This is a genomic window from Sporosarcina sp. P12(2017) (genome assembly GCF_002743035.1).
In the GTDB taxonomy this organism is placed as follows: Bacteria; Bacillota; Bacilli; order Bacillales_A; family Planococcaceae; genus Sporosarcina; species Sporosarcina ureae.
In genome coordinates this window covers 104,124-129,695 of sequence record NZ_PDYL01000002.1, presented here as the reverse complement: position 1 = coordinate 129,695, position 25,572 = coordinate 104,124, and the positions used below count along the sequence as shown (strand labels likewise).

Here is a 25,572-nt window from a genome sequence, read left to right as displayed (position 1 = left end):
AATCAATAACCAGTTTTTCAAAGTTGCCCAAAATTCCTTGCTAATGTATAGTGTTTTATGGACAACATTCGGCTTTGATAGTTTATTTCGAACTGTATGTAATCAATAATCTTGCGAATCTTTAAGTGCACGTTGTACGATGATAAATTCGTATCGAGGTGATAAAATGATTCCTGAAATAAAAAAAATGGCAGAAGAATATGTATCTTATATTCGACTAGAGAAAAACTACTCATCCTACACGGTCGCGGAGTATGAAAAAGATCTTCGGGATTTTTTATTATTTCTACAACAAGAGGGAATCGAGAAATTGGAAGACGTCGACTACCCCGTAGCTAGATTGTATATTACACGATTATATGATCGTTCTTATGCGAGAACTAGTATTTCCAGGAAAATATCAGCCATCCGCTCATTTTATACATTCATGAATGCTCGATACGGGATTGAAGATCAAGCATTTCGATTATTGTATCATCCGAAGCAAGAAGAACGCCTTCCTGCTTTTTTCTATCAGCAAGAGCTGGAAAAGCTTTTTGAAGTCACGATAGGGGAAGACTTCCGCTCTTTGCGAGATCGTGCTTTACTTGAGTTGCTTTATGCGACAGGGATCCGTGTCGGTGAATTAGTAGAAATCGAAGTGCAAGATGTGGATCATTATTTAGGAATTGTGAAAGTAATGGGTAAAGGACGAAAAGAACGATTTGTGCCATTCGGGAGTTTTGCAGAGGGAGCGTTGCAAAACTATATAGACAGTAGTCGTCCACAATTGATGAAGCAAAAGAAGCATACAAAATTATTCGTCAATCTGCGTGGAGACCCTTTGACGGATCGCGGTGTGCGCTATGTATTAGATGATTTAATGGAGAAAGCGTCTCTGCATACAAATATTACACCACATATGATCCGACATACGTTTGCGACACATTTGCTTGGGGCCGGAGCAGATCTTCGGTCCGTACAAGAACTGCTGGGACATAGCCATCTATCGTCAACTCAGGTCTATACCCATATCACAAATGAACACTTACGCCAAACTTATTTACAAACGCACCCTCGTGCTTAGGAGGAACTATAATGAAATTTCATGCAACAACGATATTTGCTATTCATCATAATGGGCAATGCGCAATGTCAGGTGATGGGCAAGTGACGATGGGCGAGTCGGTCGTCATGAAGCACACAGCGAAGAAAGTCCGTAGATTATTTAACGGCAAAGTCTTAGCTGGTTTTGCAGGTTCTGTAGCGGATGCTTTTACGCTATTTGACTTGTTTGAAGCTAAACTCAATGAATACGATGGAAATCTTCAGCGAGCGTCAGTTGAGCTTGCTAAAGAATGGCGTGGAGATCGTATCCTGCGTAAATTAGAAGCGTTGTTACTTGTTATGGACGAAAATACGCTATTACTTGTCTCGGGTACTGGTGAAGTAATAGAGCCGGATGACGGGGTATTGGCAATTGGTTCCGGAGGTAATTATGCACTAGCGGCCGGGCGTGCACTGAAGAAGCACAGCAGTGAATTGACAGCGAAAGAAATTGCTGAAATCTCACTTGAGACAGCTGCTGATATTTGTGTGTTCACCAATCATAATATTATCGTGGAGGTGCTTTAAGTGATGAAGCAAGAGATGACTCCTAAAGCGCTCACAGCGTATTTAAATCGTTATATTATTGGGCAAGAAAAAGCGAAAAAGGCAGTTGCTGTTGCTATGCGTAATCGTTATCGCCGTATGCAGTTGACTGCTGAAGAACAAGAAGAAGTTATTCCGAAAAACATTTTGATGATTGGACCTACAGGTGTCGGAAAAACAGAAATTGCACGAAGAATTGCCAAGTTGATTCATGCACCTTTCGTAAAAGTAGAAGCGACAAAGTTTACGGAAGTCGGATATGTAGGACGAGATGTTGAATCAATGATTCGTGATTTAACCGAAGTCGGAGTGCGTATGGTGAAAGAGGATATGCGTGAAGCGGTTAAAAAGCAGTCTCAAAAGTTAGCGGAAGAACGTTTAGTAAAATTACTAGTACCTGAAGCGAAAAAAAATACAGAAGGTCAAAATCCCTTTGAAATGTTTTTCGGTCAAAAGACACAGCCAGAACCCGAACAAACAGAAGATCAAGCCGATATTAGACGAAAGCGTTCAGACATCGCTGAACAACTTGCAAATGGTCAAATTGAAGAAAAGATGGTGACAGTAGACGTGCAAGCGCAACAACCATCTTTATTCGATGCGTTGCAAGGGTCTGGTATGGATCAAATGTCGGGTATGCAAGACGCTTTATCTTCACTTATGCCGAAGAAGAAAGTTCAGCGTCGCATGAAAGTCAAGGATGCGAGAATTGTACTGGAAGCGGAAGAAGCGGATAAGTTAATTGATCAAGATGAAGTGGCACGTAAAGGAATTGAGTTAACGGAACAAGCGGGAATTATTTTTCTTGATGAAATGGATAAAATCGCAAGTAGCAATCAAAAGTCTTCAGGTGAAGTGTCTCGTGAAGGTGTACAACGTGATATTCTGCCAATCGTCGAAGGTTCTACGGTTACAACAAAGTATGGTGCTGTTAAGACTGATTATATTTTGTTCATTGCCGCAGGAGCATTCCATCTGTCGAAACCGTCTGATATTATTCCGGAGTTACAAGGTAGATTCCCAATTCGTGTAGAATTAGACAAATTGACAAAAGATGATTTTGAGCGCATACTGCGAGAACCGGATTTTTCTTTATTAAAACAATATGAACGACTTCTTGCGACAGAAGAAGTTGAAATTGAATTTACGGATGAAGCAATCAGTAAGCTGGCTGAAATTGCATTTGAAGTTAATAATGAAACAGAAAATATTGGTGCAAGAAGATTGCATACGATTTTAGAAAAGTTGCTAGAAGAATTATCATTCGAAGCGGCAGAAATCGGACCTGCATCTATTAAGATTACACCAGCATATGTGGATGAAAAGCTGGCTGGAATTGTAAAAAACAAAGATTTGTCACAATTTATTCTATAAGGAAGTCGTAACAGTTTATTTAATGATTGAAAACCTTTAGAATATTCATTAAAGTCTGAATAAAACCTTGAGGAGGAACAATAAAGATGAGTTTATTAGTAAAAACTAGAAAAATTAATGCAATGTTACAAGAAGGTGCAGGCGGTCCTGTTAACTTTAAAGAGATGGCAGAAGAGCTAAGTGAAGTAATTGATTGTAACGCGTTTATCGTAAGTAGAAGAGGTAAGTTACTTGGTTTAGAAATCCATCATCAAATTGACAATGAACGCATGAAGAAAATGTTCGAAGATCGTAAATTCCCTGAAGAGTATACGAACCGGTTGTTCCAGATTAGTGAAACGTCTCCAAATATCGATATCGAGAGTGAGCATACTGTATTCCCTATCGAAAACAAAGAATTATTCCAAGAAGGTTTAACTACAATCGTTCCAATCATCGGCGGTGGCGAACGCTTAGGTACTCTAATTCTTGCACGACTAAAAGAAGGATTTACAGAAGATGATCTAATCCTTGCTGAATATGGTGCGACAGTAGTAGGTATGGAAATTTTACGTGAAAAATCAGAGGAAATTGAACATGAAGCGCGCAGTAAAGCGGTTGTGCAAATGGCGATTAACTCATTATCTTACAGTGAGCATGAAGCAATCGAGCATATCTTCAAAGAGTTAGACGGAAATGAAGGTTTGCTTGTAGCTTCTAAAATCGCTGATCGTGTTGGAATTACACGTTCAGTAATCGTCAATGCACTTCGTAAACTAGAAAGTGCTGGTGTCATTGAATCACGTTCTTTAGGAATGAAAGGTACGTATATTAAAGTATTGAACGATAAATTCCTAGCAGAGCTTGAGAAACACAATTCATAAAACAAAATACTATTTCAAATACAAAACTGTTTAGAAACTGAAGGAACTACCGTTATTACGGGGTTTCTTCAGTTTTTTTTATTGAAATGATATTTTTTTGGTCGTGCGGAAATTATCTTATGTTATATACATGAAAAATAGGGAATACTAATTATATTAGGAATAATGTGAAGTAGATGGATATAAGTGAGAGAATATCCATGCAATCGATATAGTAATTCAATTACACTACATATTAATTTCTGATTAAATAACTCATATTAAAATAAAAGAAGTCGTTATTCATTACATAATAAATAAATTTATATGATACTAAGTAATTAGTGTTAATGTATAGACTAATCTGAATTACTGGAGATGGTTATTTTATACTATACTTTCATTTAGAAAACATTGGACAAAAATCATTAGTCTCAGCTACAATAGAGTAGTAGAATACTAAAAAACGACCTATTTAGACAAAAATAGTATTAAAGAGTAGTATGACCTAAGAAATTTTTAAGAAAAACCACGAAAAATGGGTTAAATGAGGGGAAGGTGGGGAAACGATGGAGATTTATAGTGGTACCATCAACCTGCTTGAAAAAGGATTGAATTATTCATATGCGAAAGGTAAAGCAATTTCGCAAAATATAGCGAATGTAGACACACCTAACTATAAAACTAAGAATGTCAATTTTAAAGAAGTGTTTTCTAATGAGAAAAGTAAGGGTCTAGAAGCGTACAAGACTGACTCGAGGCATTTAGACTTTATGCATTCCACGGCAAGTAAAACATTTGATATATCTAATTTGCGTTATCGACAAGATCGCAATGGTGTTGATATGGACAAACAACAGGCAGATTTAGCGGCCAATCAAATATATAACTCCGCTTTAATAGAGCGATTAAATGGGAAATTCAATTCATTACAAAGTGTTATTAAAGGGGGGCGTTGATCATGAGTATATTTCATAGTCTGAACTCGTCGACTTCTGCATTAACTGCTCAACGCTTGCGTATGGATGTCATATCTTCCAATATGGCGAATGTCGATTCAACCCGAGCCAAGCAAGTAGATGGTGAGTGGCAGCCGTATAGAAGGAAAACAGTCACATTACAACCGAAGGAAGGAGACTTCTCTTCATTTTTGCAAGCAGCGAAGGGAGTTCACTCACATGGGAATGCAGGAAATGGAGTGGCCGTAACACGTGTGAAAGAAGATCGGGAGACTCCATTCAAATTGGTATTTGATCCCTCTCATCCAGATGCGAATGAAGAAGGGTATGTGGAAATGCCAAATATCGACCCTTTGCGCGAAATGATTGATTTAATGTCTGCAACGAGATCATATGAAGCGAATGTAACAGCGTTGAATGCAAATAAATCTATGCTAATGAAAGCATTGGAGATCGGAAAATAATATACTAGTATTCTATTAGGAGTGAACTAAATGGCGATACAATCAATTACAGGTGCTATGCCTGCTTTGTCAATCCAGCAACCTGAAGTTAAAGCACAAAAAACACCTTTCGAAGCTCAACAGAATTTCTCGGCAATGTTAAACAACGCGATTCATCAAGTAAACCAAACACAAAAGGTCTCAGATTCTATGACGACAAAACTTGTTAAAGGTGAAGATGTCGATTTACATAATGTGATGATCTCGGCACAAAAAGCGAGTATTGCATTCAATGCAACAATGGAAGTGCGCAATAAAGTGGTAGAAGCATACCAAGAAATCATTAGAATGCCTGTCTAACAGATAGAAAGCACTAGGCGGAAAGTGATCAAGCTTAGTGAGGCTGACCGGGGGATTAGAATGAAAGAAAGATTGACAAAGCTCAGAGCGGATCTCAAAGCTTTCTGGGAGAGTCGAACAAAAAACCAAAAAATTATATATATAGCGACAGCGGCCAGCGTGATTGCAATGGCGGTTTTTTTAACAGTGACTATGTCGCGCACTACATACGTAACGCTTTATTCAGAAGTGTCACCATCTGAAATTGGACGGATAAAAGAAGTCCTGGATGGACAGGGGGTACCTTATCTAGTGGAGCCGGGGGGTACTGCAATATCAGTGCCAGAAAAACAATTGGATAATCTACGTGTATCGCTAGCGGCTGAAGGTTTCCCGGATTCCGGTCTGATCGATTATTCATTCTTCTCAGATAATGCAGGGTTTGGTACTACGGATAATGAATTTAATATGATTAAGATTGCTGCGATGCAAACAGAATTAGCTAATCTAATAAAGGGTATAGAAGGTATTAAGGACGCAAAAGTGATGCTTACATTACCGACAGAGGGTATTTTTGTAAATGACACGACGTCAGAAGCTAGTGCAGCGATCATGTTGAAGACGAATCCCGGACAAAGCTTTTCAGAACAACAAATCACATCACTTTATAATCTAGTCTCAAAAAGCTTGCCTAATCTAACTAATGAAAATATCGTCATCCAGAACCAATATTTTGAGTACTTTGATCTAAAAGATTCAGGAAATTCTTATGGAGCAAGTGTGACTGATCAAATGGGTGTGAAAAAAACCATTGAACGCGACTTGCAACGACAAGTTCAAATGATGCTCGGTACGTTGATGGGACAAGATAAAGTAGTTGTATCCGTTACGACAGATATCGACTTTAAGAAAGAACAACGTGAAGAGAATCTGGTTACACCTGTAGATCCGGAGAACATGGAAGGTATTGCATTAAGCGTGCAACGGATAACCGAATCATTCTCAGGTACTAACCCGGCAGTGGGCGGTACACCTGAAGGAGAGGATCCGACTGATAATCGTACTACCTATGTTGAAGGTGAAGGCGGAGACGGAGATTACGAACGGCTCGAAGAAACGATTAATAATGAAGTAAATAGAATTAGAAAAGATATAGTAGAGAGCCCATACAAAATTAGTAATATCGGTATTCAAGTGATGATTGAACCTCCTACTGCGGATGATCCAACTTCATTGGCACCTGAAGTACGACAGGATGTTGAACGTATTTTAGAGACCATTGTACGTACTTCATTAGATACAGAAGTAGCTGGAGAATTAACAGAAGAAATACTAGCTGAGAAAATCGCGGTTTCCGTTCAGCCATTAAAAGGGAAAAATGTGGTCTTTGAAGATGCTAAGACAATTATCCCTTGGTGGGTATATTTGATTGGCGGTGTATTGCTACTCGCAATTATTGTTCTAGTTGTACTGTTCTTGCGCAAGAGACGTAATGATGCAGAAATGGAAGAAGAGTTAGCTGAGGAACATGCTCAGACGCAATTAGATTCAGTACAGGTCGATGACATTAACTTGGAACAAGAGACAGAAGCGACAGCACGCAGAAAACAGCTAGAAAAGATGGCTAAAGATAAACCAGAAGAATTTGCGAAATTATTGCGAACATGGATCACCAAGGAGTAACGGAGGGGTTTAGTTGGTTAAGAAAGAAAAAGACATGTCAGGAAAACAAAAAGCTGCTCTTTTGCTTATCTCTTTGGGTCCTGAAGTTTCAGCTTCAATCTATAAGCATTTGAATGAAGAAGAGATTGAGCAACTAACGTTGGAGATTTCGGGTGTGAAAAAAGTAGAGTCCTCTGTAAAAGAAGAGATTATTGAAGAATTTCATAATATCGCTCTCGCTCAGGACTATATTTCTCAAGGTGGTATTGGCTATGCCAAAACAGTACTTGAAAAAGCACTTGGAAAAGACCATGCCCAAGCCATTATTAACCGTCTGACATCTTCACTTCAAGTGCGACCGTTCGATTTTGCAAGACGCGCAGAACCATCACAAATACTAAACTTTATCCAAAATGAACACCCACAGACGATTGCCTTAATTTTGTCATATTTGGAAGCTGAGCAGGCAGGATTAATCCTGTCACAGCTTCCGCAAGAAATGCAAGCGGATATCGCAAAACGAATAGCCACAATGGAATCGACCTCGCCTGAAGTAATCAGTGAGATAGAAGCCGTACTTGAACGGAAATTATCGTCTACTGTAACCCAAGACTTTACTGAAACTGGCGGAGTAGACGCAGTCGTCGAAGTGTTGAATGGTGTAGATCGTTCGACTGAGAAAACAATTCTAGATGCACTTGAAATTCAAGATCCTGAGCTTGCCGAAGAGATTCGTAAAAGAATGTTTGTTTTCGAAGATATTATCACATTGGATAACCGCTCAATTCAACGTGTCATCCGTGATTGTGAAAATGAAGATTTGATTTTAGCGATGAAAGTATCTAGTGAAGAAGTGAAAGATATCTTATTCAAGAACATGTCACAACGAATGGCAGAGTCATTCAGGGAAGAAATGGACGTAATGGGACCTGTACGACTTCGTGACGTGGAAGAAGCACAATCCCGCATTGTAGGAATCATCCGCAGACTTGAAGATGCAGGCGAAATCATCATAGCGCGTGGTGGAGGAGATGACATCATTGTCTAATTTGTTTCGGTCTGAGCGAACTGTAATGAATCAACGTCCCACAAAAGCAATTTCGATACGTAATTTACAATCATTGGAACCTGAAGAAGAAGCGGAAGAGCCGGTTAGTACAGGCATGATGTTCATGGAACGCAATCGCTTGTTACAGGAGATGGAGCAACGTAAAAACATTGTAGATGCCGAAATAAAACAGCGATTGGAACAAGCAGCAGCGGATATCGAATCAATGCATGCAGCTTGGGCAAGGGAAAAAGAAGAGTTACAGCAACGAGCATATGACGAGGGATTTCAAGTTGGATTCGATGATGGACGTAATAAAGCCATGGCGGAAATGCGTGAAATGATAGAGGCTGCGAACGAAACTACTACATTATCTTACGAGAACGCTACGCAATATTTAATCAATCAAGAACGAGTAATTTTGGATATCGGGATGAGCTCGGCGGAACGGATTATCAATAAAGTGATAGAAGAAGACGATGAGACATATTTATCGATCGTGCGGAAAGGAATTAAGGAAGCGCAAGAAAGCAAAGAGATAAAACTGTTCGTCTCAATTGAACAGTTTAAAATGGTAACGACACATCGCTCTGAGCTTGCTTCGATCTTTCCACCCGAAACTCCATTCCTTATTTTCGTCAATGAAGATTTCAGTGCAACAGATTGCTTTATCGAAACGAACCATGGCCGAATCGTAGTGAGTGTAGACGAGCAACTGAACGAACTGAAAGAACAATTGGTGAAAATCATGGAAGATGGTGTGTGAATTTGAAAAAAGCTGAAGATCTAATTCCGATTATCCCAAATATCAACACACTGAAAAAGTATGGTCGAGTAATACGGGTTGTTGGATTGCTTATAGAATCAGAAGGTCCTGAGTCATCGATTGGAGATGTATGTTTCATCCATTTGAACATTCCGGAAGGAGGACGTTCCCTCATTCAAGCAGAAGTCGTAGGGTTTAGAGAAGAAATTGTTATGCTAATGCCTTACACGGATATTCGCAATATTTCAAGTGGCTGTCTAGTCGAAACGCTGGGCAAGCCTCTTGAAGTGAAAGTCGGTATGAATCTACTAGGACAAGTCCTGGATTCTTTAGGAAGACCTATTGACTCAAGTCCATTGCCTAAAGGTTTGGCAACTGTTCGTACAGAAAACAGTCCACCAAACGTTTTGACACGTCCTACTATTAATGACAAGTTAGCTGTAGGAGTAAAAGCAATCGATGGGATGTTAACGGTAGGCAGCGGTCAACGTGTAGGGATTTTTGCAGGTTCCGGTGTCGGCAAAAGTACGTTGCTCGGGATGATCGCCCGTAATACGGAAGCGGATATCAACGTGATTGCACTTATAGGAGAACGTGGTCGTGAAGTTCGTGAGTTTATCGACAGAGACCTGGGGCCAGAAGGTTTAAAGAAAACAATTGTAGTCGCCGCCACTTCAGATCAGCCAGCACTTATGCGAATTAAAGGTGCTATGACAGCGACAGCGATTGCTGAGTACTTCCGGGATAAAGGGCTGAACGTCATGTTGATGATGGACTCAGTCACACGTGTAGCTATGGCGCAGCGTGAAATTGGTCTAGCGGTCGGGGAACCGCCTGCAACACGGGGATACACACCTTCTGTTTTCGCTATTTTACCTAAGCTTTTGGAACGTAGTGGTACTAATGAAAAAGGTGCTATCACCGCATTTTACACCGTGCTGGTTGATGGTGACGATATGAATGAGCCGATAGCGGATGCTGTTCGAGGAATTCTCGACGGTCATATAGTCTTGGACCGTACGCTTGCCAATAAGGGTCAGTACCCCGCGATTAACATTTTGAAAAGTGTTAGTCGTCTGATGAATCATATAGCAGATCCTGAACATTTGAAAGCAGCCGCAAAATTACGCGAACTGTATTATGCCTACGATAAATCTGAGGATTTGATTAATATTGGTGCATATAAAAAAGGGACGTCACGTGAAATTGACGAAGCAATTGAATATGAACCGATCATTACCGATTTTCTAAAACAAAAATTCAACGAAAATATCCAATTGGAAGATACGGTAAGTGAAATGATCGCGTTAGCTTCTGGAGGAGGAGAGCGCAGATGACTACTTTCTATTATCGTTTTGACAAAGTGCTGAATTTACGTGAACAAGAACGTGATGAAACGGAAATGGCGTATAAAGAAGCGATTGAAGAATTTGAAAAAATTGCAACGCAACTGTATGACCAGATGAAAAAGAAGGAAAATGTCTTGGAAGAACAGCAACAACGAATGACTACAGGTTTTTCCATTGATGATTTGCACAGCTACTCCCGATTCATTAACACACTTGACCTATCGATTGATCATATTCAGCAAGAAGTGATGAAGTCTCGTTCGAAAATGAATTGGTATGAATCTCAATTGCTGGAGAAAAATATCGAAGTGAAGAAGTTTGAAAAAATGAAAGAAATCGGGAAACAACAACATAATGTCGAAATGGAACACGTAGAGACAAATCGCATTGACGAACTATCGACAATGAAGTTTCGTTCAAGAGAAGATGGGTGGTAAAGTGGCTAAATTAAATAAGAAAAGTGAGGTTGGAGAATCAATAGACAGGCAAAGTAAAAAATCTATTGGCTTTTTCCAAATATTGCTCGCATGGATTATCATCCCTCTTATGTTCACGACGGCTGTCGTTCTAATTATAGCCAAAGTAGCCGATGTAAACGTCTTTGATCAGGCGAAAGAGTGGACATCAAAAGTTCCATTTCTTGAACAAAAAACACCTGATGAAAAGATCGAGGGTGATCTAATACTGGAAGAACGAGTCATCTCTCTTCAAGCGGAGATTCAAGAAAAAGAAGCACAATTATTTGAAGTTCAAGATGAGCTCACACAAGTAAAAGATTCGAATGAAACACTTGTGATAGAGAAAGAAAAGCTGAATGAAGAAATCGAGAAATTAAAACTTGCGCAAAGTGAATCGAAGCGTGATTTTAAAGAGATTATCACGACGTATGAGCAAATGTCGGCCAAATCTTCAGCTCCTGTCATTACAAAAATGGGAGACGCGGAAGCTGTTCAAATATTATCTAGTCTAAAGCCCGCTACTTTAGCAGCTATACTAGAGAAAATGTCCCCTGAAGATGCTGCTAAATATACTTCTATGCTTACAAAGTAGTATAATAGTAATTGAAGGAGGTGAAAATGTGAAATTAGGACTACCAATGAATGTAGGTTCGCCAAGCATACTTATGAAAACATCCACTTCAACAGCAACTATTGAAGGAGAACAATTTGGAAAAGTGTTCCAGAATCACCTGTCTGCTAGTGCTGTTCCTGCTAAGTCGCAAATAAAAGGTGTGGATCAAGAGTTAACTAAACTACTTGATGAAGTTCTTAACACGGATTCTTTGGAAGAGTTAGAGCAGACTGTTAAATCTCCAACTATTGCCCAGTTATTAAAAGAAACAGGGATGCTACAAAATACTCCAGTTAGGTTAACTGATCTATCAATCTTAGAGAAGTTACCTAGTCTGCAACAATTAGCACATATTATGAGTGAAAAACCTGATAAACTAATAGAAACAATTACAAACGTCCTAGAAGATGCAGGTATGTCCAAAGAACAACTGGATCAGATGGCCGCAACAGGAGATATTTGGTTCGTGCTCGATGCTTTACAGAAATTACCTGCTGAAAAATTTCAAGCCGTTATAGAAAACATACCACCTAAAGACTCAGTCGAATTGATGGTATTACTTAAAGCAATTGAATTAGCAGCACCTGAAATGGATTTATATACAAAACAAGTAGATCTCGTGAAAATGATTCATCCGATTCTTTCACAATTTTCAAGTCAACTGGAACAAATGACCGTACAACCTCTAAAAATTCCACCGGCTATGCAACATATCATTCGGTTCATGACAGAACAATCTACCGCAGACACAATGCAACAAGATCAACAGTCGAAGCCTAGTGAAACAGTAGCTCCGATTTCAATCGCTTCACAGACTGGTACAACGCCGGTATTCCAAATGAACGCTTCAGAGAAAGTTCCGGAAAGTCGAAGTGAAGCTTTGATGCGTGAATTCCAAGCTGTGCTAAATCGGGCAAATTTTGGTCAGACGAATGGAATGAACCGTATTTCAATCAAGCTGTACCCGGAACATCTCGGGCAAGTCCGGATTGAATTGCTGGAAGTGAATGGTGTAATGACTGCGAGAATCTTAGCATCCACTGCGATGGCACGTGAAATGCTCGACAGCCAAATGCATCAGTTGCGACACGCCTTCAATCAACAGAACTTACAAGTAGAGCGAATCGATTTATCACAAACGTTACAAGATCCGTCAAAGAGTGATCGAGAACAGGCATTCAATAAGCAAAATCAGCAACAAAAAGATCAAGCTGCAAAACAAAACGAAAATCAAGATGAACAGGAACAAACATTCCGAGAATTCATGATTGAACTGGAGGTGTAAACATTGCCAGAAGGAACAAATGCTGCAACAACGAAAAATGCGATCACTGACTCGATGTATTTAGTCAATAAGCAACGCGATCAGCGAAAAACGGGACCCGATACAATGGGAAAAGACGCCTTCATGAAAATCTTAATTGCCCAGATGGCGAACCAAGATCCAACGAACCCAATGAAAGATACAGAGTTTGTCGCGCAAATGGCGCAGTTTTCATCATTGGAACAAACTATGAACTTAGCAAAGGCATTTGAGAAGTTCGCAGATTCACAAAATCAGAGTCAGTTAATTCAGTACAATAGCTTCGTAGGAAAAGAAATACGTTGGCATGAAGTATCGGATAAAAAAGGTGAAAACGACCAGCCGATTATCAACGAAGGAACTGGCATCATACAGTCGATTAAGTATATCGACGGTTCAGTAATCTTCACGATGGCGGATGGTAAGGAATTATCACCTGGAAACATTTCTGAAGTAATGGGTAATGGAGCTAATTCAAACTCTGGAGCAGTCGGTCAACCAAGCAGTCTAGTACAAGCCAGTATGCTGATTGGGAAGACAGTGGGCTATATGGAAGGCGAAGAAGAACGTACGGGGAAAGTCGTATCTGTTACGAATAAAGAAGGCAGTCTACATTTTGTATTACAAGACGGTACGAAAATTAAAGGTAATCAATTTACAACTATCAGTGAATAATTGAATGGAGCGATGTCATGAACAAGATCAATGCCCATCGCATTCCATCACCGCCACTCATACGCCAAGGACAGATCCAAGCGCAATCTAAGCAGTCATTTCTTGAACACTTACAGCAAGCGACACAACCAGAGAAATTAAAGATTAGTAAGCATGCGAACGATCGATTGCAAGAACGTGGCATTCAAATGACCGACGCAGAATGGGCGCGTATCTCAGAAAAAGTAGACGAGGCGAAGAGGAAAGGAATCCGTGACTCACTCGTGTTGACGGATCAAGCTGCACTCATTGTAAGTGCAAAGAACTCAACCGTTATCACCGCGATGAACCGCATGGAAGCGAAAGATCAACTATTTACGAATATAGACGGCACGATACTACTCAGCTAAAACACGGCAGGACCTTAACAGGATGCCAACTGCACCGCCGACTGAATGACGTGGTGCACTCTAAAACCGAGAGGGGAAACTATTTATGATTCGCTCAATGTACTCAGGAATTTCTGGACTAAAGAACTTCCAAACGAAATTAGATGTAATTGGTAACAATATTGCTAACGTGAATACGTATGGCTTTAAAAAGGGGCGTACGGTTTTTAAAGATTTGTATTCTCAAACTGTTGCGGGGGCAACTGGACCTGGAGATACTAGAGGTGGGGTGAATCCTAAGCAAGTGGGATTAGGAGCGCAGTTAGCAACTATTGATACAATGCATAGTCCTGGATCTACACAATTTACAGGTAACACGCTAGATTTAGCTATTGAAGGAGACGGTTTTTTTATAGTTGAGGATGGAAATGATGAAAAATTATATACTCGTGCAGGAAATTTTTATCTTGATAAAGATGGAAATATCGTGGATGGAGATGGAAGATATCTTTCTAAAGAGGGCGGAGGTTCAATTGAAGTGCCTCTAGAAGCAACATCACTTTCAATTGGGCAAGATGGTGTAGTTAAATATGTACTTGATGGAATTTTAGAAGGTGAAGATGTCGTGGCGTTAGCCAAGTTTTCAAATCCAGGCGGTTTGACGAAAATTGGTGGAAACTTATATCAAGAAAGTGCTAACTCAGGAGTAGCGGAAGATGGAACGGGAGCACCATTAATAGATGGCCGAGGTGCAATCAAATCCGGCTCCCTAGAAATGTCCAACGTAGACCTTTCGGAAGAATTCACAGAAATGATCGTTGCACAACGTGGTTTCCAAGCCAATACACGGATCATCACTACGTCAGATGAAATCTTACAAGAACTAGTAAACTTGAAACGATAACATAGCATAGTTTGAAAAGGAGGATCGGGCCGGCCTTGGCCTGGCCCCTTACATATGATTAAAGTGACAAGATTGAATCAAACGACTTTCACACTAAACGCATTGTACATAGAGAGAGTCGAGTCGTTTCCAGATACGACGATTACGTTGACGACTGGATCAAAATACGTGGTTCTGGATTCAGCCGAAGAAGTAAACAGCCGAATCATTGAATTTTATCAAGCTGTCCAGCTACTATCCAATCCGCATATCCGGGGTGATGAAGAAGATGAAGAATAAATTATTGACGATTTCATTGATCATTTTAGTGAGTATTACGTTGATCGGTGTCGTGGCGGTCGTATTGATATTGAATTTCAATAAAGACAGTGACGGAGAAGAAAAAGCACCGTCAATTGATGAAATTATTGAGTCATCAGTGGATATGGAAGAAATTACAACGAACTTGTCTGGCCGTAATTTTGTCCGTATATCTCTGAAAATCCAGACAGACAGTAAAAAGGCAGCGGAAGAATTGACGAAACGCGATTTTCAAGTGAAGAACCTAGCTATTCAAGAGCTGTCGGAAATGACTACAAAAGATCTTGAAGGGAAAGCGGGGAAACAGCAATTTGAAGACACTATAAAAGCGAAGTTAAACGAGCTGATGCAAGATGGTGAAATACAAAAGGTGTATATCGTTTCATATATCATCCAGTGACGGCTGGAGTGATCTACGAGAGATGTATGCGCGATGGGAGGTGGACCTATGTCAGCAGATGTACTGTCCCAAAATGAAATAGATGCACTGCTGTCAGCTTTATCGACGGGTGAAATGTCAGCGGAGGAAATGAAAAAGGAAGAAGAAACTAGGAAAGTACGTGTCTATGACTTTAAGCGTGCTCTTCGTTTCTCTAAAGATCAAATTCGAAGTTTGACAAGAATTCATGAGAACTTCGCTAGACTACTGACGACGTACTTCTCGGCCCAGCTGCGTACGTATGTGCAAATCAATGTGATGTCGGTAGACCAGATTCCGTTTGAAGAATTTATTAGCTCGATACCGAATATGACATTAATCAATATATTTGATGTATCACCGCTTGAAGGGAATATTTTGATGGAAGTCAATCCGAATGTCGCGTATTCAATGTTGGAGCGACTAATGGGTGGTTTTGGGTCGAGTTCAGGAAAAGCGGAAAATATGACAGAGATTGAAACGAAGATCTTGACCAATTTGTTTGAACGTTCATTTGACAGCTTACGGGAAGCTTGGTCAGGGCTAATTGACATTGATCCGTATCTGACAGAGATGGAAGTCAATCCTCAATTTCTTCAAATGATTTCACCGAACGAAACGGTGGTCGTTATTTCATTTAATATTATGATTGGTGAATCTAGCGGCATGATCAACATGTGTATTCCACACATTGTGTTGGAACCGATTATTCCGAACCTTTCTGTGCAGTACTGGATGCAGACGAATAAAAAAGAACCTACTGCTGAACAAAGCATAGAATTGGAAAGACGTATTAAAAATGCAACACTCCCTATAGTAGCTGACCTTGGGAAAGGTCAAATATCTATCGAAGATTTCTTGCATCTGCAGCTTGGTGATGTAATTTCATTGGATACTAGCATTGAGGAACCTCTAACGATAAGAATAGGGGAAAAGCCTAAATTCACAGCACAGCCAGGAAAATTACGTAATCGTATGGCTGTTCAAATACTGGAAATTTTGAATACGGGAGAGGATGACGATGATGAGTGATAATATTCTCTCACAGGAAGAGATTGAAGCGTTGTTACGGGGTGAAACATTAGAACCTGCAGATACAACTGAACCTGAACCCGAATTTATCGATATTAGCAACTATTTGACCGAAATGGAGCAAGATGCATTAGGTGAAGTGGGGAATATCTCGTTCGGCAGTTCAGCAACCGCGCTTTCTGCTTTGCTTGGGCAAAAAGTAGAAATCACAACACCACAAATTTCACTAATTCAACGTGATAATTTGGAAGATGATTTCGTTCATCCATATGTAGCTATCAAGGTCGAATATACCGAAGGATTAAGCGGTGTCAACCTGTTGGTGATCAAACAAAATGATGCAGCAATCATTGCAGACCTCATGTTGGGTGGAGACGGGACAGCGCCGAATCAAGAGCTTAGTGAAATTCATTTGAGCGCGGTGCAAGAAGCAATGAATCAAATGATGGGATCTTCTGCGACTTCGATGTCTACAATCTTCAACAAAAAAGTAGATATTTCACCACCTACTATTGATTTGATGAATATTCAAATAGACCAGGGAACCGAAAATATACCTGCGCATAATTTATTGATTCGTGTGTCTTTCAATTTAAAAGTTGGCGAGTTGATTGATTCTGATATTATGCAATTATTCCCGCTAGAATTCGGCAAAAAGTTAGTATCTTCACTAATGGGGGAAGAACAGGCCGCAACTGTGACGGAAGTACCACCTAATCCGCAAGCACCTTCATATTCTGAGCCGGAGCCTGCATATGCGCCAGAACTTGCACCTGTACAGCCACAATCACAATATCAAGCGCCACCTGTTCAGGAACCTTCTGCACCACGACAGACTCAAGCACCTGTGCATGTCCAGCAAGCAGAGTTTGCCAGTTTTCAAGCACCTTCTTTAAACAAGGAAGAATCAAATAATTTAAATTTACTACTTGATATACCTCTTCAAGTAACAGTAGAATTAGGACGTACGAAGCGTTCTGTTAAAGAAATTCTCGAAATGTCTGGAGGTTCAATTATTGAACTAGATAAATTGGCAGGGGAGCCTGTCGATATATTAGTCAATAATCGCTATATTGCGAAAGGGGAAGTAGTCGTAATTGATGAAAACTTTGGAGTCCGCATTACAGATATTTTAAGTCAAATGGATCGATTAAATAATTTACGATAGAAGATACTTGGAGGGATTTGGAATGGGAAGACGAATTTTGGTAGTAGATGACGCGGCATTTATGCGCATGATGATCAAGGATATTTTAACAAAGAATGATTATGAAGTAGTGGGAGAGGCAGCAGACGGTGCTCAAGCCGTCGAAAAGTATAATGAACTGAAGCCGGATTTGGTAACAATGGATATCACGATGCCTGAAATGGACGGCATTGCTGCGCTGAAAGCAATTAAAAGTACGCATCCATCTGCAACTATCATCATGTGTTCCGCAATGGGACAACAAGCAATGGTTATCGATGCAATTCAAGCCGGAGCAAAAGACTTTATCGTTAAGCCATTCCAGGCGGACCGTGTGATTGAAGCGATCGACAAAGCGTTGAGCTAACTGTAAATTATGAATGTAAAACGAGTAATCCAATGTGTACTACTACTCATTCTATGTTTTGCCATCATGCCATTTGCTTATGCAGAAACAGATCCTGACGTCAGCGTATCAGACTGTATTGGAAAAGGTAAAAACTGCGAAGAAAAAGCACCAGTTGCAGAGAATAATAATCAAAATTTAGTGCCAAGTACTGAATTGGACGAGCCTAAAGGTCCTACAGTAAAAGACTATATCAGAACTATTTTTGCGTTTGTATTTGTAATCGGTTTACTCGTGTGGTTACTACGTTTCATGAACAAACGTAATAGAAATTTCGACTCCAATCGACTGATGACGAATATGGGCGGAGTTCCGTTAGGTCAAAATAAATCTATTCAACTAGTGAAAATGGGTAATCATTATTTTGTGGTCGGTGTTGGAGAAAATGTACAGCTACTACGGGAAATAGAAGATCCAGATGAAATTGCTGAGTTACTTGCACGTTATGATCAAGGAAATGATATTCAGAAGGGTATATTTTCACAACTATACTCACGATTTTTCTCAAAGGCAGAGCATTCTGCTTCAGAAGAAGCTACATTCAGTCAATTGTTTTCTTCCAAAATGGATGAAATCAAAGCTGATCGTAAAGAACAGTTAAAACGTTTAAATCGGAAGGAGAGCGACCGCGATGGTTGATTTTCTGGACACGTTTTCTGACAGTGATCCCACCAATGTCTCTACTTCCATTAAGATGTTGCTATTACTTACGGTATTGTCACTTGCACCTGCGATTTTAATCCTGATGACTTCGTTTGCCAGGATTATTATTGTTTTGTCATTTGTACGGACAGCGCTAGCTACGCAACAAATGCCTCCCAACCAAGTGTTGGTTGGATTAGCATTATTTCTAACATTCTTCATCATGTCGCCTGTGTTATCTCAAGTGAACGACGAGGCGTTAACACCATTGTTTGATGAAGAAATCAGTTTGGACGAAGCATACGAGCGGGCCAGCGTACCATTCAAAGAATTTATGAGTCAACATACAAGGCAGAAAGATTTGGAATTATTCATGCGCTATAACCAGATGGAGCGACCAGATACGATTGAAGATATTCCGCTTACGATGATGGTACCTGCGTTTGCCCTCAGTGAAATTAAGACAGCATTTCAAATGGGCTTTATGATTTTTATTCCATTTCTCGTAATCGATATGATTGTTGCCAGTGTGCTCATGTCTATGGGTATGATGATGCTTCCGCCGGTAATGATTTCCTTACCGTTCAAGATTTTATTATTTGTACTAGTTGACGGTTGGTATCTCATTATCCAGTCATTGCTACAAAGCTTTTAGGGAGGAATTTGAATGACGAGTGAATTTGTTATATCCATTGCAGAGCGTTCAGTTTGGGTTATTCTCCTTGCATCAGGACCTCTCCTAATTGTAGCTTTAGTGACAGGGCTTGCCGTAAGTATTTTTCAGGCAACTACACAAATTCAAGAACAAACTTTGGCATTCGTACCGAAAATTGTAGCGGTTATGGTTGCTATCATATTTTTTGGGCCTTGGATGTTATCGTATGTTACCAATTATGCGAGCGAAATTTTTTCTAATCTTTCCAGGTATATCGGGTGATTAAATGAATGAACTGATTCCGTCCTTACCTGCATTTTTACTTATCCTAACTCGTGTTACCTCTTTCTTCGTAACACTGCCATTATTCTCATACAAGACCATTCCAGCTACACAACGGTTACTGTTCGGGGCAATATTGGCCTGGATGATGTCTTATTCTATTACAATGCCTGAACTGGAAATCAATGGTCAATACATATTACTTGTACTTAAAGAAGCGGTAGTCGGCTTATCAATCGGCATTGCCGCTTTTATTATTATGTCGGCTATTCAAGTGGCTGGTGGGTTGATTGACTTTCAGATGGGGTTTGCCATTGCAAACGTCATTGATCCGCAAACAGGCGCACAGTCTCCATTGCTTGGACAATTTCTTAATTCACTGGCGATGTTATTATTACTAGTAGTTAATGGACATCATTTGCTATTAGATGGAATATTTTACAGTTATGAGTTTGTGCCAATTACAGCTATGTGGCCTCCTTTTGGTAGTCCAAACATGGCAGAATTTATTGTCTTGACGTTTGCAAAATCCTTTGCAATTGCATTTCAAATGGCGATTCCAGTCGTGGCCACATTATTCCTAGTCGATTTAGCACTTGGTATAACGGCACGTGCTGTGCCACAACTGAATATTTTTGTAGTTGGGTTCCCAATTAAAATTGGTGTCAGTTTCTTGGTAATTGTGACGATGTCCAGTGTCTTCATCATCGTAATGAAGAAAATTTTTGAAGTCATGATTGTGACGATGAGAAGTCTAATGATTCTGCTCGGAGGTGGCTGACTTGTTACTAAGGCTAGATTTACAATTTTTTGCCGGTGAGAAGACAGAAAAAGCTACTCCGAAAAAACGAGAAGATTCCAGAAAGAAAGGGCAAGTACTAAAGAGTCAAGACGTAACGGCTGCGATTGTACTCCTTTCAATTTTTATATTTATGTTCTTTGCTGCAGGTTTTATCCGGGATAATTTCTTTGTTTTTTTCCGAGAATCTTTTACGCACTTTATTCCAATAAAATCCATAGATCAAGAACAAGTCATGTTAGTATACATAAGCGTTATTAAACAAATGGCTATCATTTTATTGCCAATTATGTTGATCGTAGTTATTGCGAGTATCGCAGCCAACTTGCTACAATTTGGTCTCTTATTCACTGCTGAGACATTAAAGTTCGATTTAAAGAAAATTGATCCAATCAAAGGGTTAAAACGAATTTTCTCTATTCGTGCAATAGTAGAGTTATTGAAATCCATATTAAAAATCTCTTTTATTGGAACCGTTACAACACTTATTATATGGAGCAATCTGGGACAAGTGCTCGACTTGGCTTTTAGAACACCACAAGTAACACTGGTGACTGTAGCAAAATTAGTCGGAATGATGGGGATTATTGCTTCATTGGTATTATTGTTCATATCCATTTTGGATTTTCTTTATCAGAAATTTGATTATGAAAAAAATCTTAAAATGTCTAAACAAGATATTAAAGATGAAAGTAAGAATATGGACGGTGATCCGTTGATCAAATCGCGTATTAGACAGCGTCAGCGTGAAATGGCGATGCGTCGTATGATGCAAGAGATACCGGAAGCGGATGTAGTGATCACCAATCCTACACACTTTGCTATTGCGTTAAAGTACGATGAAGATCAAATGGATTCACCAATCGTTGTTGGAAAAGGTGCAGATTTTGTCGCACAAAAAATTAAAATGATTGCCGCTGAGCACGATATTGTCATGGTAGAAAATCGACCTCTAGCACGTGCTATGTATGACGAAGTAGAGATTGGAGATCGAATACCTGAGCAGTTCTTTAAAGCAATCGCAGAAATTTTAGCCTATGTATATCGAATTCAAAAGAAAATTTAAGTTATATAAGAAAGTAGGGATGGCATGCAGTTTAAAGATATAGGAGTACTCGCGGCGGTTATTATGATCATTGCGATGCTTGTCATCCCGTTACCACCTTGGTTATTAAGTTTCTTAATTATTATCAATATCACACTTGGGTTAATGGTTTTACTAACTGCTATGAATATGCAGGAAGCATTACAATTCTCGATCTTTCCCTCGCTATTATTATTACTCACATTATTCCGTCTAGGACTTAACGTTTCTACAACACGTGCGATTCTGTCGGAAGGTAATGCAGGTGGAGTAGTTGACACATTTGGTACATTCGTTACCGGTGGAAATATTATTGTGGGACTAGTAGTTTTTGTTATTTTGATTATCATTCAGTTTATTGTAATAACGAAAGGTTCGGAGCGTGTTTCCGAAGTTGCAGCACGTTTTACGCTTGATGCAATGCCGGGTAAGCAAATGAGTATTGACGCCGACTTAAACGCCGGAATGATTTCCGATATAGAAGCCCGCACACGTCGTGAAAAAGTAAGTAATGAAGCCGATTTCTATGGTGCGATGGACGGTGCGACAAAATTCGTAAAAGGGGATGCCATTGCCGGGATTATTATCGTTATGATCAACTTATTGGTCGGTATGATTATTGGCGTCGTGCAGATGGGGTTGCCGTTTGCGGAAGCAGCACTTCAATTCTCTACACTTACTGTCGGGGATGGAATTGTTTCTCAAATACCAGCCCTGTTGATTTCGACCGCGACAGGTATCGTAGTTACACGTGCTGCATCAGAGGGAAACTTAGGTACGGACATAACGAATCAGTTACTAGGACAGCCAAAATTACTTTATGTAGCATCGATTACCGTTCTATTATTAGGTCTGGCCACGCCGATTAATGATGTATTAACCATTCCGATTGCAGGTGCACTCGCAATGGGTGCGTTTATGATGTCACGTAAAGAAGATGAAGATCCAGATGAATTATTAGAGATGGAAGAAAATGTAGAGACTGAAGGATTAAAGAGACCTGAAAATGTCGTGGACCTCTTGAATGTTGACCCTATTGAGTTTGAATTCGGTTATGGTCTCATTCCACTTGTAGATGCAACGCAAGGTGGAGATTTGCTGGATCGAGTGGTTATGATTCGTCGTCAGTTGGCGATAGAACTTGGACTCGTCATTCCGGTTGTTCGTATCCGGGACAATATCCAATTACAACCAAATGAGTATCGAATCAAAATTAAGGGGAATGAAATGGCTAGGGGAGAATTATTATTAGATCATTATCTAGCTATGAGTCCTGGGGGCGAAGATTTAATAGAGGGAATAGATACTGTTGAGCCGTCGTTTGGATTGCCAGCGAAATGGATTACTGAAGAAGCGAAAGAAGATGCAGAAATTATGGGCTACACAGTCGTGGATCCACCAAGTGTTGTATCTACACATTTGACTGAAGTCATTCGTGCCAATGCATCCGATTTACTCGGACGTCAGGAAACGAAGCAGCTAGTAGATCACGTACATGAAACATATCCGATTTTGGTCGATGAACTTACGCCGACTCCATTATCTATTGGCGAGATACAAAAAGTGCTTGCTAAATTATTGAACGAACAAGTTTCCGTCCGCAATTTACCGATCATTTTTGAGACGCTCGCAGATTATTCAAAGTACACGTCTGATGTGGATGTACTGACAGAATACGCTAGACAATCACTGGCACGTCAGATTACTGGCCAATTTGTTGTAGGTAATGGGGCGTTAAAAGTACTAACAGTCTCTGGGAAAGTAGAGAAACTCATTGCTGATAGTATCCAACAGACTGAACAGGGGAACTTTCTTTCCATTGACCCATCACAATCGCAACTAATCTTGGAACGAATTGCGCAAGAAGTCGAACGGGTAGCTATGCTGGACCAATCACCTGTAATTTTATGTTCACCTGCTATTCGTATGTACTTACGTCAAATCACGGAGCGGTATTTCCCACAGATACCTATACTCTCTTATAATGAATTGGAAGCATCAGTGGAAGTCCAAAGTGTAGGGGTGGTGGATATTTAATGAAAATGAAAAAGTATACAGCATCTACTATGGTCGAAGCTATGGCGAAAGTCCGTGAAGATTTTGGAGACGACGCCGTCATTCTAAGTTCAAACGTTACGAAAACAAAAGGCTTTTTGGGCCTTTTTCGTAAACGTTCAGTAGAAGTGGTTGCAAGTTATGATAAAACGAATGCTGAGCGTATATATGAATCACAAGTCCGTTCTGTGCAAGCTGTTGCAGAACCGCAGTCTGTTGAACGTATACAACGAGAAATGCGGGAGATTAAGCAAATGCTGAAAGATATACAACAAGTTGATCAGACATTTGAAAAGTATCCTGATGAACTACTACCTATATTGAAGAAGTTACAGATGCAAGGTTTGGCAAGCGAATATATCACTGAAATTGGCAATCTAGTGTTCAATCGAATGAAGCAAGATAAGATCGATTTTACTGATGAACAGCAAATAGAATTAATTAGAACGTGGTTCAGTGATCGTCTTCGCAACATACCTTTCGGCGGAATCTCATATGAGAAAAAGTTTATTAATGTACTAGGCCCGACTGGTGTGGGGAAAACAACGACTATTGCGAAAATCGCCGCACGTGCATTATTGGAAGAAAAAAAGAAGGTCGGTTTTATTACGACCGATACGTACCGAATTGCGGCAATTGAACAATTACGAACATACGCCAATTTACTTCAGGCACCAGTCGAAATTGCTTATAACGAACAAGACTTCTGCACCGCAATCGAAAAGTTAAAAAATCTTGATCTCATATTTATCGATACAGCAGGACGAAATTATAAAGAAGCAAAATATGTCGATGATTTATCGAAACTCATTGATTTTTCATTAGATATGGAAACGTTTCTTGTGTTATCTACTACGTCAAAGGAACAGGATATGAACACTATCATTGGACAATTTGATAAGTTTCCAATCAAAAAATTCATATTTACCAAAACCGATGAAACCAATTCAGTCGGGTCGATTATTAATTTGATGCTGAAATACGATTTAGGGATGGCATACTTCACCGATGGACAAGAAGTACCTGAGGACTTGGCAGAAGCCAGCTTGGAAAAAATATTGGATCTTCTATTAGCAGGTGATTCAAATGCATGATCAGGCGGAAGCACTGCGACTAAAAATGATGAAAAGTCAACGACCAGTGGCTCGCGCAATTGCCATTGTCAGTGGTAAAGGCGGGGTAGGCAAATCGAACTTTACTGCTAATTTCTCATATGCACTCGTTGCGAAAGGCAAAAAAGTATTAATTGTAGACATGGATATCGGAATGGGTAATATTCATATATTATTTGGCGCTACACCAACGTATCATCTAAAAGATTATTTGACTGATCAGCACCAATTACAGAATGTCGTGACACCAATTGAAGAAAATCTTGCATTTATTGCGGGTGGATCTGGACTAGAAAGTGTGGTTGAGTGGTCGGACATGATGTTTGAACGACTAATTGAGGCATTCTCTATTTTGCAGATGGAATATGATGTCATATTATTCGATATGGGAGCAGGAGCAACGAAGAGTTCAATTGATTTGATTTTGGCAATGGATGAGATTATTTTAATTGCAACACCGGAGCCAACTTCTATTACGGATGCATATTCGATGATTAAGTTCATCTGTCTTCAAGATGCGAGCAAAACTATTAATATAGTCAGTAACCGTGTTCTAAAGGAGCAAGATGGACGTGATTCCGTGGCACGTCTTCAGCTAGCTATGCGAAAGTTTCTATCCGTAGATACTAGTGTTTTAGGGTTTTTACCGGACGACATTCATGTACGTAATGCGGTAATCGCTCAAGTCCCTTTCGTCAAATTATATCCCAATGCAAAAGTTAGCAAGCGAATGCTAGCGATTACGGACACATTTATACACGGCCACAAACCGTGCACCTCTATTGAAACCTCAGGATTCTTAGATAAAATTAAAGGTGTTTTTCTGAAGGGGCGTGTGTAATTTGATCATCACAAAGAAAAAACGA

The 25,572-nt window shown here is 39.8% G+C and carries 30 protein-coding genes; all 30 read left to right on the top strand.

Annotated features, from left to right (window positions below; all coding sequences use genetic code 11):
- Positions 1–166 precede the first annotated feature (166 nt).
- The 30 genes from xerC (at position 167) to CSV80_RS01950 (ending at position 25,547) form a co-directional block, all read left to right on the top strand.
- Positions 167–1,066: a tyrosine recombinase XerC gene (xerC, locus tag CSV80_RS02095; RefSeq protein ID WP_099669400.1), complete on the top strand. Its 900-nt coding sequence runs from the start codon at positions 167–169 to the stop codon at positions 1,064–1,066.
- A gap of 8 nt (positions 1,067–1,074) precedes the next feature.
- The gene (hslV, locus tag CSV80_RS02090; protein WP_029052304.1) at positions 1,075–1,614 is read left to right on the top strand and encodes an ATP-dependent protease subunit HslV; all 540 of its coding nucleotides are present in this window, start codon (positions 1,075–1,077) and stop codon (positions 1,612–1,614) included.
- A 3-nt stretch (positions 1,615–1,617) separates the two neighbouring features.
- Positions 1,618–3,006, top strand: a complete 1,389-nt coding sequence (gene hslU / locus CSV80_RS02085; protein WP_099669495.1) for an ATP-dependent protease ATPase subunit HslU — start codon at positions 1,618–1,620, stop codon at positions 3,004–3,006.
- Positions 3,007–3,092: 86 nt separating this feature from the next.
- A complete protein-coding gene (codY, locus tag CSV80_RS02080) occupies positions 3,093–3,869 on the top strand; it encodes a GTP-sensing pleiotropic transcriptional regulator CodY (protein WP_099669399.1) in 777 nt (258 codons plus the stop codon).
- Between the two features lie 548 nt (positions 3,870–4,417).
- Complete coding sequence (gene flgB, locus CSV80_RS02075) at positions 4,418–4,807, top strand: flagellar basal body rod protein FlgB (protein ID WP_099669398.1); 390 nt, start codon at positions 4,418–4,420, stop codon at positions 4,805–4,807.
- A gap of 2 nt (positions 4,808–4,809) precedes the next feature.
- Complete coding sequence (gene flgC, locus CSV80_RS02070) at positions 4,810–5,271, top strand: flagellar basal body rod protein FlgC (RefSeq protein ID WP_099669397.1); 462 nt, start codon at positions 4,810–4,812, stop codon at positions 5,269–5,271.
- 30 nt (positions 5,272–5,301) lie between these two features.
- Positions 5,302–5,610 (top strand): flagellar hook-basal body complex protein FliE, encoded by a 309-nt coding sequence (fliE, locus tag CSV80_RS02065; protein WP_099669396.1) that lies wholly within the window; start codon positions 5,302–5,304, stop codon positions 5,608–5,610.
- A 60-nt stretch (positions 5,611–5,670) separates the two neighbouring features.
- Positions 5,671–7,272: a flagellar basal-body MS-ring/collar protein FliF gene (gene fliF / locus CSV80_RS02060; protein ID WP_099669395.1), complete on the top strand. Its 1,602-nt coding sequence runs from the start codon at positions 5,671–5,673 to the stop codon at positions 7,270–7,272.
- Positions 7,273–7,285: 13 nt separating this feature from the next.
- Positions 7,286–8,299, top strand: a complete 1,014-nt coding sequence (fliG, locus tag CSV80_RS02055) for a flagellar motor switch protein FliG (protein WP_099669394.1) — start codon at positions 7,286–7,288, stop codon at positions 8,297–8,299.
- Positions 8,292–9,065 carry a flagellar assembly protein FliH gene (gene fliH / locus CSV80_RS02050; RefSeq protein ID WP_158231727.1) on the top strand — a complete coding sequence of 258 codons (774 nt, stop codon included), beginning with the start codon at positions 8,292–8,294 and terminating at the stop codon, positions 9,063–9,065. The genes fliG and fliH overlap by 8 nt, the downstream gene beginning before the upstream one ends.
- Complete coding sequence (gene fliI, locus CSV80_RS02045) at positions 9,062–10,402, top strand: flagellar protein export ATPase FliI (RefSeq protein WP_099669392.1); 1,341 nt, start codon at positions 9,062–9,064, stop codon at positions 10,400–10,402. Before fliH ends, fliI begins: the two co-directional genes overlap by 4 nt.
- Positions 10,399–10,851 carry a flagellar export protein FliJ gene (gene fliJ / locus CSV80_RS02040; protein ID WP_099669391.1) on the top strand — a complete coding sequence of 151 codons (453 nt, stop codon included), beginning with the start codon at positions 10,399–10,401 and terminating at the stop codon, positions 10,849–10,851. The genes fliI and fliJ overlap by 4 nt, the downstream gene beginning before the upstream one ends.
- A 1-nt stretch (position 10,852) precedes the next feature.
- Positions 10,853–11,464, top strand: coding sequence for a MotE family protein (locus CSV80_RS02035; protein WP_158231846.1), 612 nt, complete (start codon positions 10,853–10,855; stop codon positions 11,462–11,464).
- Positions 11,465–11,492: 28 nt separating this feature from the next.
- A complete protein-coding gene (locus CSV80_RS02030; RefSeq protein WP_158231845.1) occupies positions 11,493–12,770 on the top strand; it encodes a flagellar hook-length control protein FliK in 1,278 nt (425 codons plus the stop codon).
- A 3-nt stretch (positions 12,771–12,773) separates the two neighbouring features.
- Entirely contained in the window at positions 12,774–13,463 is a 690-nt protein-coding gene (gene flgD / locus CSV80_RS02025; protein ID WP_233201491.1) for a flagellar hook assembly protein FlgD, read from the top strand.
- A 17-nt stretch (positions 13,464–13,480) separates the two neighbouring features.
- Positions 13,481–13,852: a TIGR02530 family flagellar biosynthesis protein gene (locus CSV80_RS02020; RefSeq protein WP_029053203.1), complete on the top strand. Its 372-nt coding sequence runs from the start codon at positions 13,481–13,483 to the stop codon at positions 13,850–13,852.
- Between the two features lie 85 nt (positions 13,853–13,937).
- Positions 13,938–14,735 (top strand): flagellar basal body rod protein FlgG, encoded by a 798-nt coding sequence (gene flgG, locus CSV80_RS02015; protein WP_029053202.1) that lies wholly within the window; start codon positions 13,938–13,940, stop codon positions 14,733–14,735.
- A gap of 54 nt (positions 14,736–14,789) precedes the next feature.
- On the top strand, positions 14,790–15,014 hold the full coding sequence (locus CSV80_RS02010) for a flagellar FlbD family protein (protein WP_029053201.1): 225 nt from the start codon (positions 14,790–14,792) through the stop codon (positions 15,012–15,014).
- Entirely contained in the window at positions 15,004–15,435 is a 432-nt protein-coding gene (fliL, locus tag CSV80_RS02005) for a flagellar basal body-associated protein FliL (protein WP_029053200.1), read from the top strand. Before CSV80_RS02010 ends, fliL begins: the two co-directional genes overlap by 11 nt.
- A gap of 48 nt (positions 15,436–15,483) precedes the next feature.
- The gene (gene fliM / locus CSV80_RS02000) at positions 15,484–16,485 is read left to right on the top strand and encodes a flagellar motor switch protein FliM (protein WP_099669388.1); all 1,002 of its coding nucleotides are present in this window, start codon (positions 15,484–15,486) and stop codon (positions 16,483–16,485) included.
- Positions 16,478–17,653, top strand: coding sequence for a flagellar motor switch phosphatase FliY (gene fliY / locus CSV80_RS01995; protein WP_099669493.1), 1,176 nt, complete (start codon positions 16,478–16,480; stop codon positions 17,651–17,653). Before fliM ends, fliY begins: the two co-directional genes overlap by 8 nt.
- A 22-nt stretch (positions 17,654–17,675) precedes the next feature.
- Positions 17,676–18,038 (top strand): response regulator, encoded by a 363-nt coding sequence (locus CSV80_RS01990; RefSeq protein WP_099669387.1) that lies wholly within the window; start codon positions 17,676–17,678, stop codon positions 18,036–18,038.
- Positions 18,039–18,047: 9 nt separating this feature from the next.
- Positions 18,048–18,716, top strand: coding sequence for a flagellar biosynthetic protein FliO (locus tag CSV80_RS01985; protein ID WP_099669386.1), 669 nt, complete (start codon positions 18,048–18,050; stop codon positions 18,714–18,716).
- Positions 18,709–19,374, top strand: a complete 666-nt coding sequence (gene fliP, locus CSV80_RS01980) for a flagellar type III secretion system pore protein FliP (protein ID WP_099669385.1) — start codon at positions 18,709–18,711, stop codon at positions 19,372–19,374. Before CSV80_RS01985 ends, fliP begins: the two co-directional genes overlap by 8 nt.
- A 12-nt stretch (positions 19,375–19,386) precedes the next feature.
- The gene (gene fliQ / locus CSV80_RS01975) at positions 19,387–19,656 is read left to right on the top strand and encodes a flagellar biosynthesis protein FliQ (protein WP_083035439.1); all 270 of its coding nucleotides are present in this window, start codon (positions 19,387–19,389) and stop codon (positions 19,654–19,656) included.
- A 4-nt stretch (positions 19,657–19,660) separates the two neighbouring features.
- Positions 19,661–20,437, top strand: a complete 777-nt coding sequence (gene fliR, locus CSV80_RS01970) for a flagellar biosynthetic protein FliR (protein WP_029053193.1) — start codon at positions 19,661–19,663, stop codon at positions 20,435–20,437.
- Positions 20,430–21,521, top strand: a complete 1,092-nt coding sequence (gene flhB / locus CSV80_RS01965; RefSeq protein WP_099669384.1) for a flagellar biosynthesis protein FlhB — start codon at positions 20,430–20,432, stop codon at positions 21,519–21,521. Before fliR ends, flhB begins: the two co-directional genes overlap by 8 nt.
- Positions 21,522–21,545: 24 nt before the next feature.
- Positions 21,546–23,576 (top strand): flagellar biosynthesis protein FlhA, encoded by a 2,031-nt coding sequence (flhA, locus tag CSV80_RS01960; protein ID WP_099669383.1) that lies wholly within the window; start codon positions 21,546–21,548, stop codon positions 23,574–23,576.
- Positions 23,576–24,688: a flagellar biosynthesis GTPase FlhF gene (flhF, locus tag CSV80_RS01955; protein WP_099669382.1), complete on the top strand. Its 1,113-nt coding sequence runs from the start codon at positions 23,576–23,578 to the stop codon at positions 24,686–24,688. Before flhA ends, flhF begins: the two co-directional genes overlap by 1 nt.
- Positions 24,681–25,547, top strand: a complete 867-nt coding sequence (locus CSV80_RS01950) for a MinD/ParA family protein (protein ID WP_099669381.1) — start codon at positions 24,681–24,683, stop codon at positions 25,545–25,547. The genes flhF and CSV80_RS01950 overlap by 8 nt, the downstream gene beginning before the upstream one ends.
- Positions 25,548–25,572: the final 25 nt, after the last annotated feature.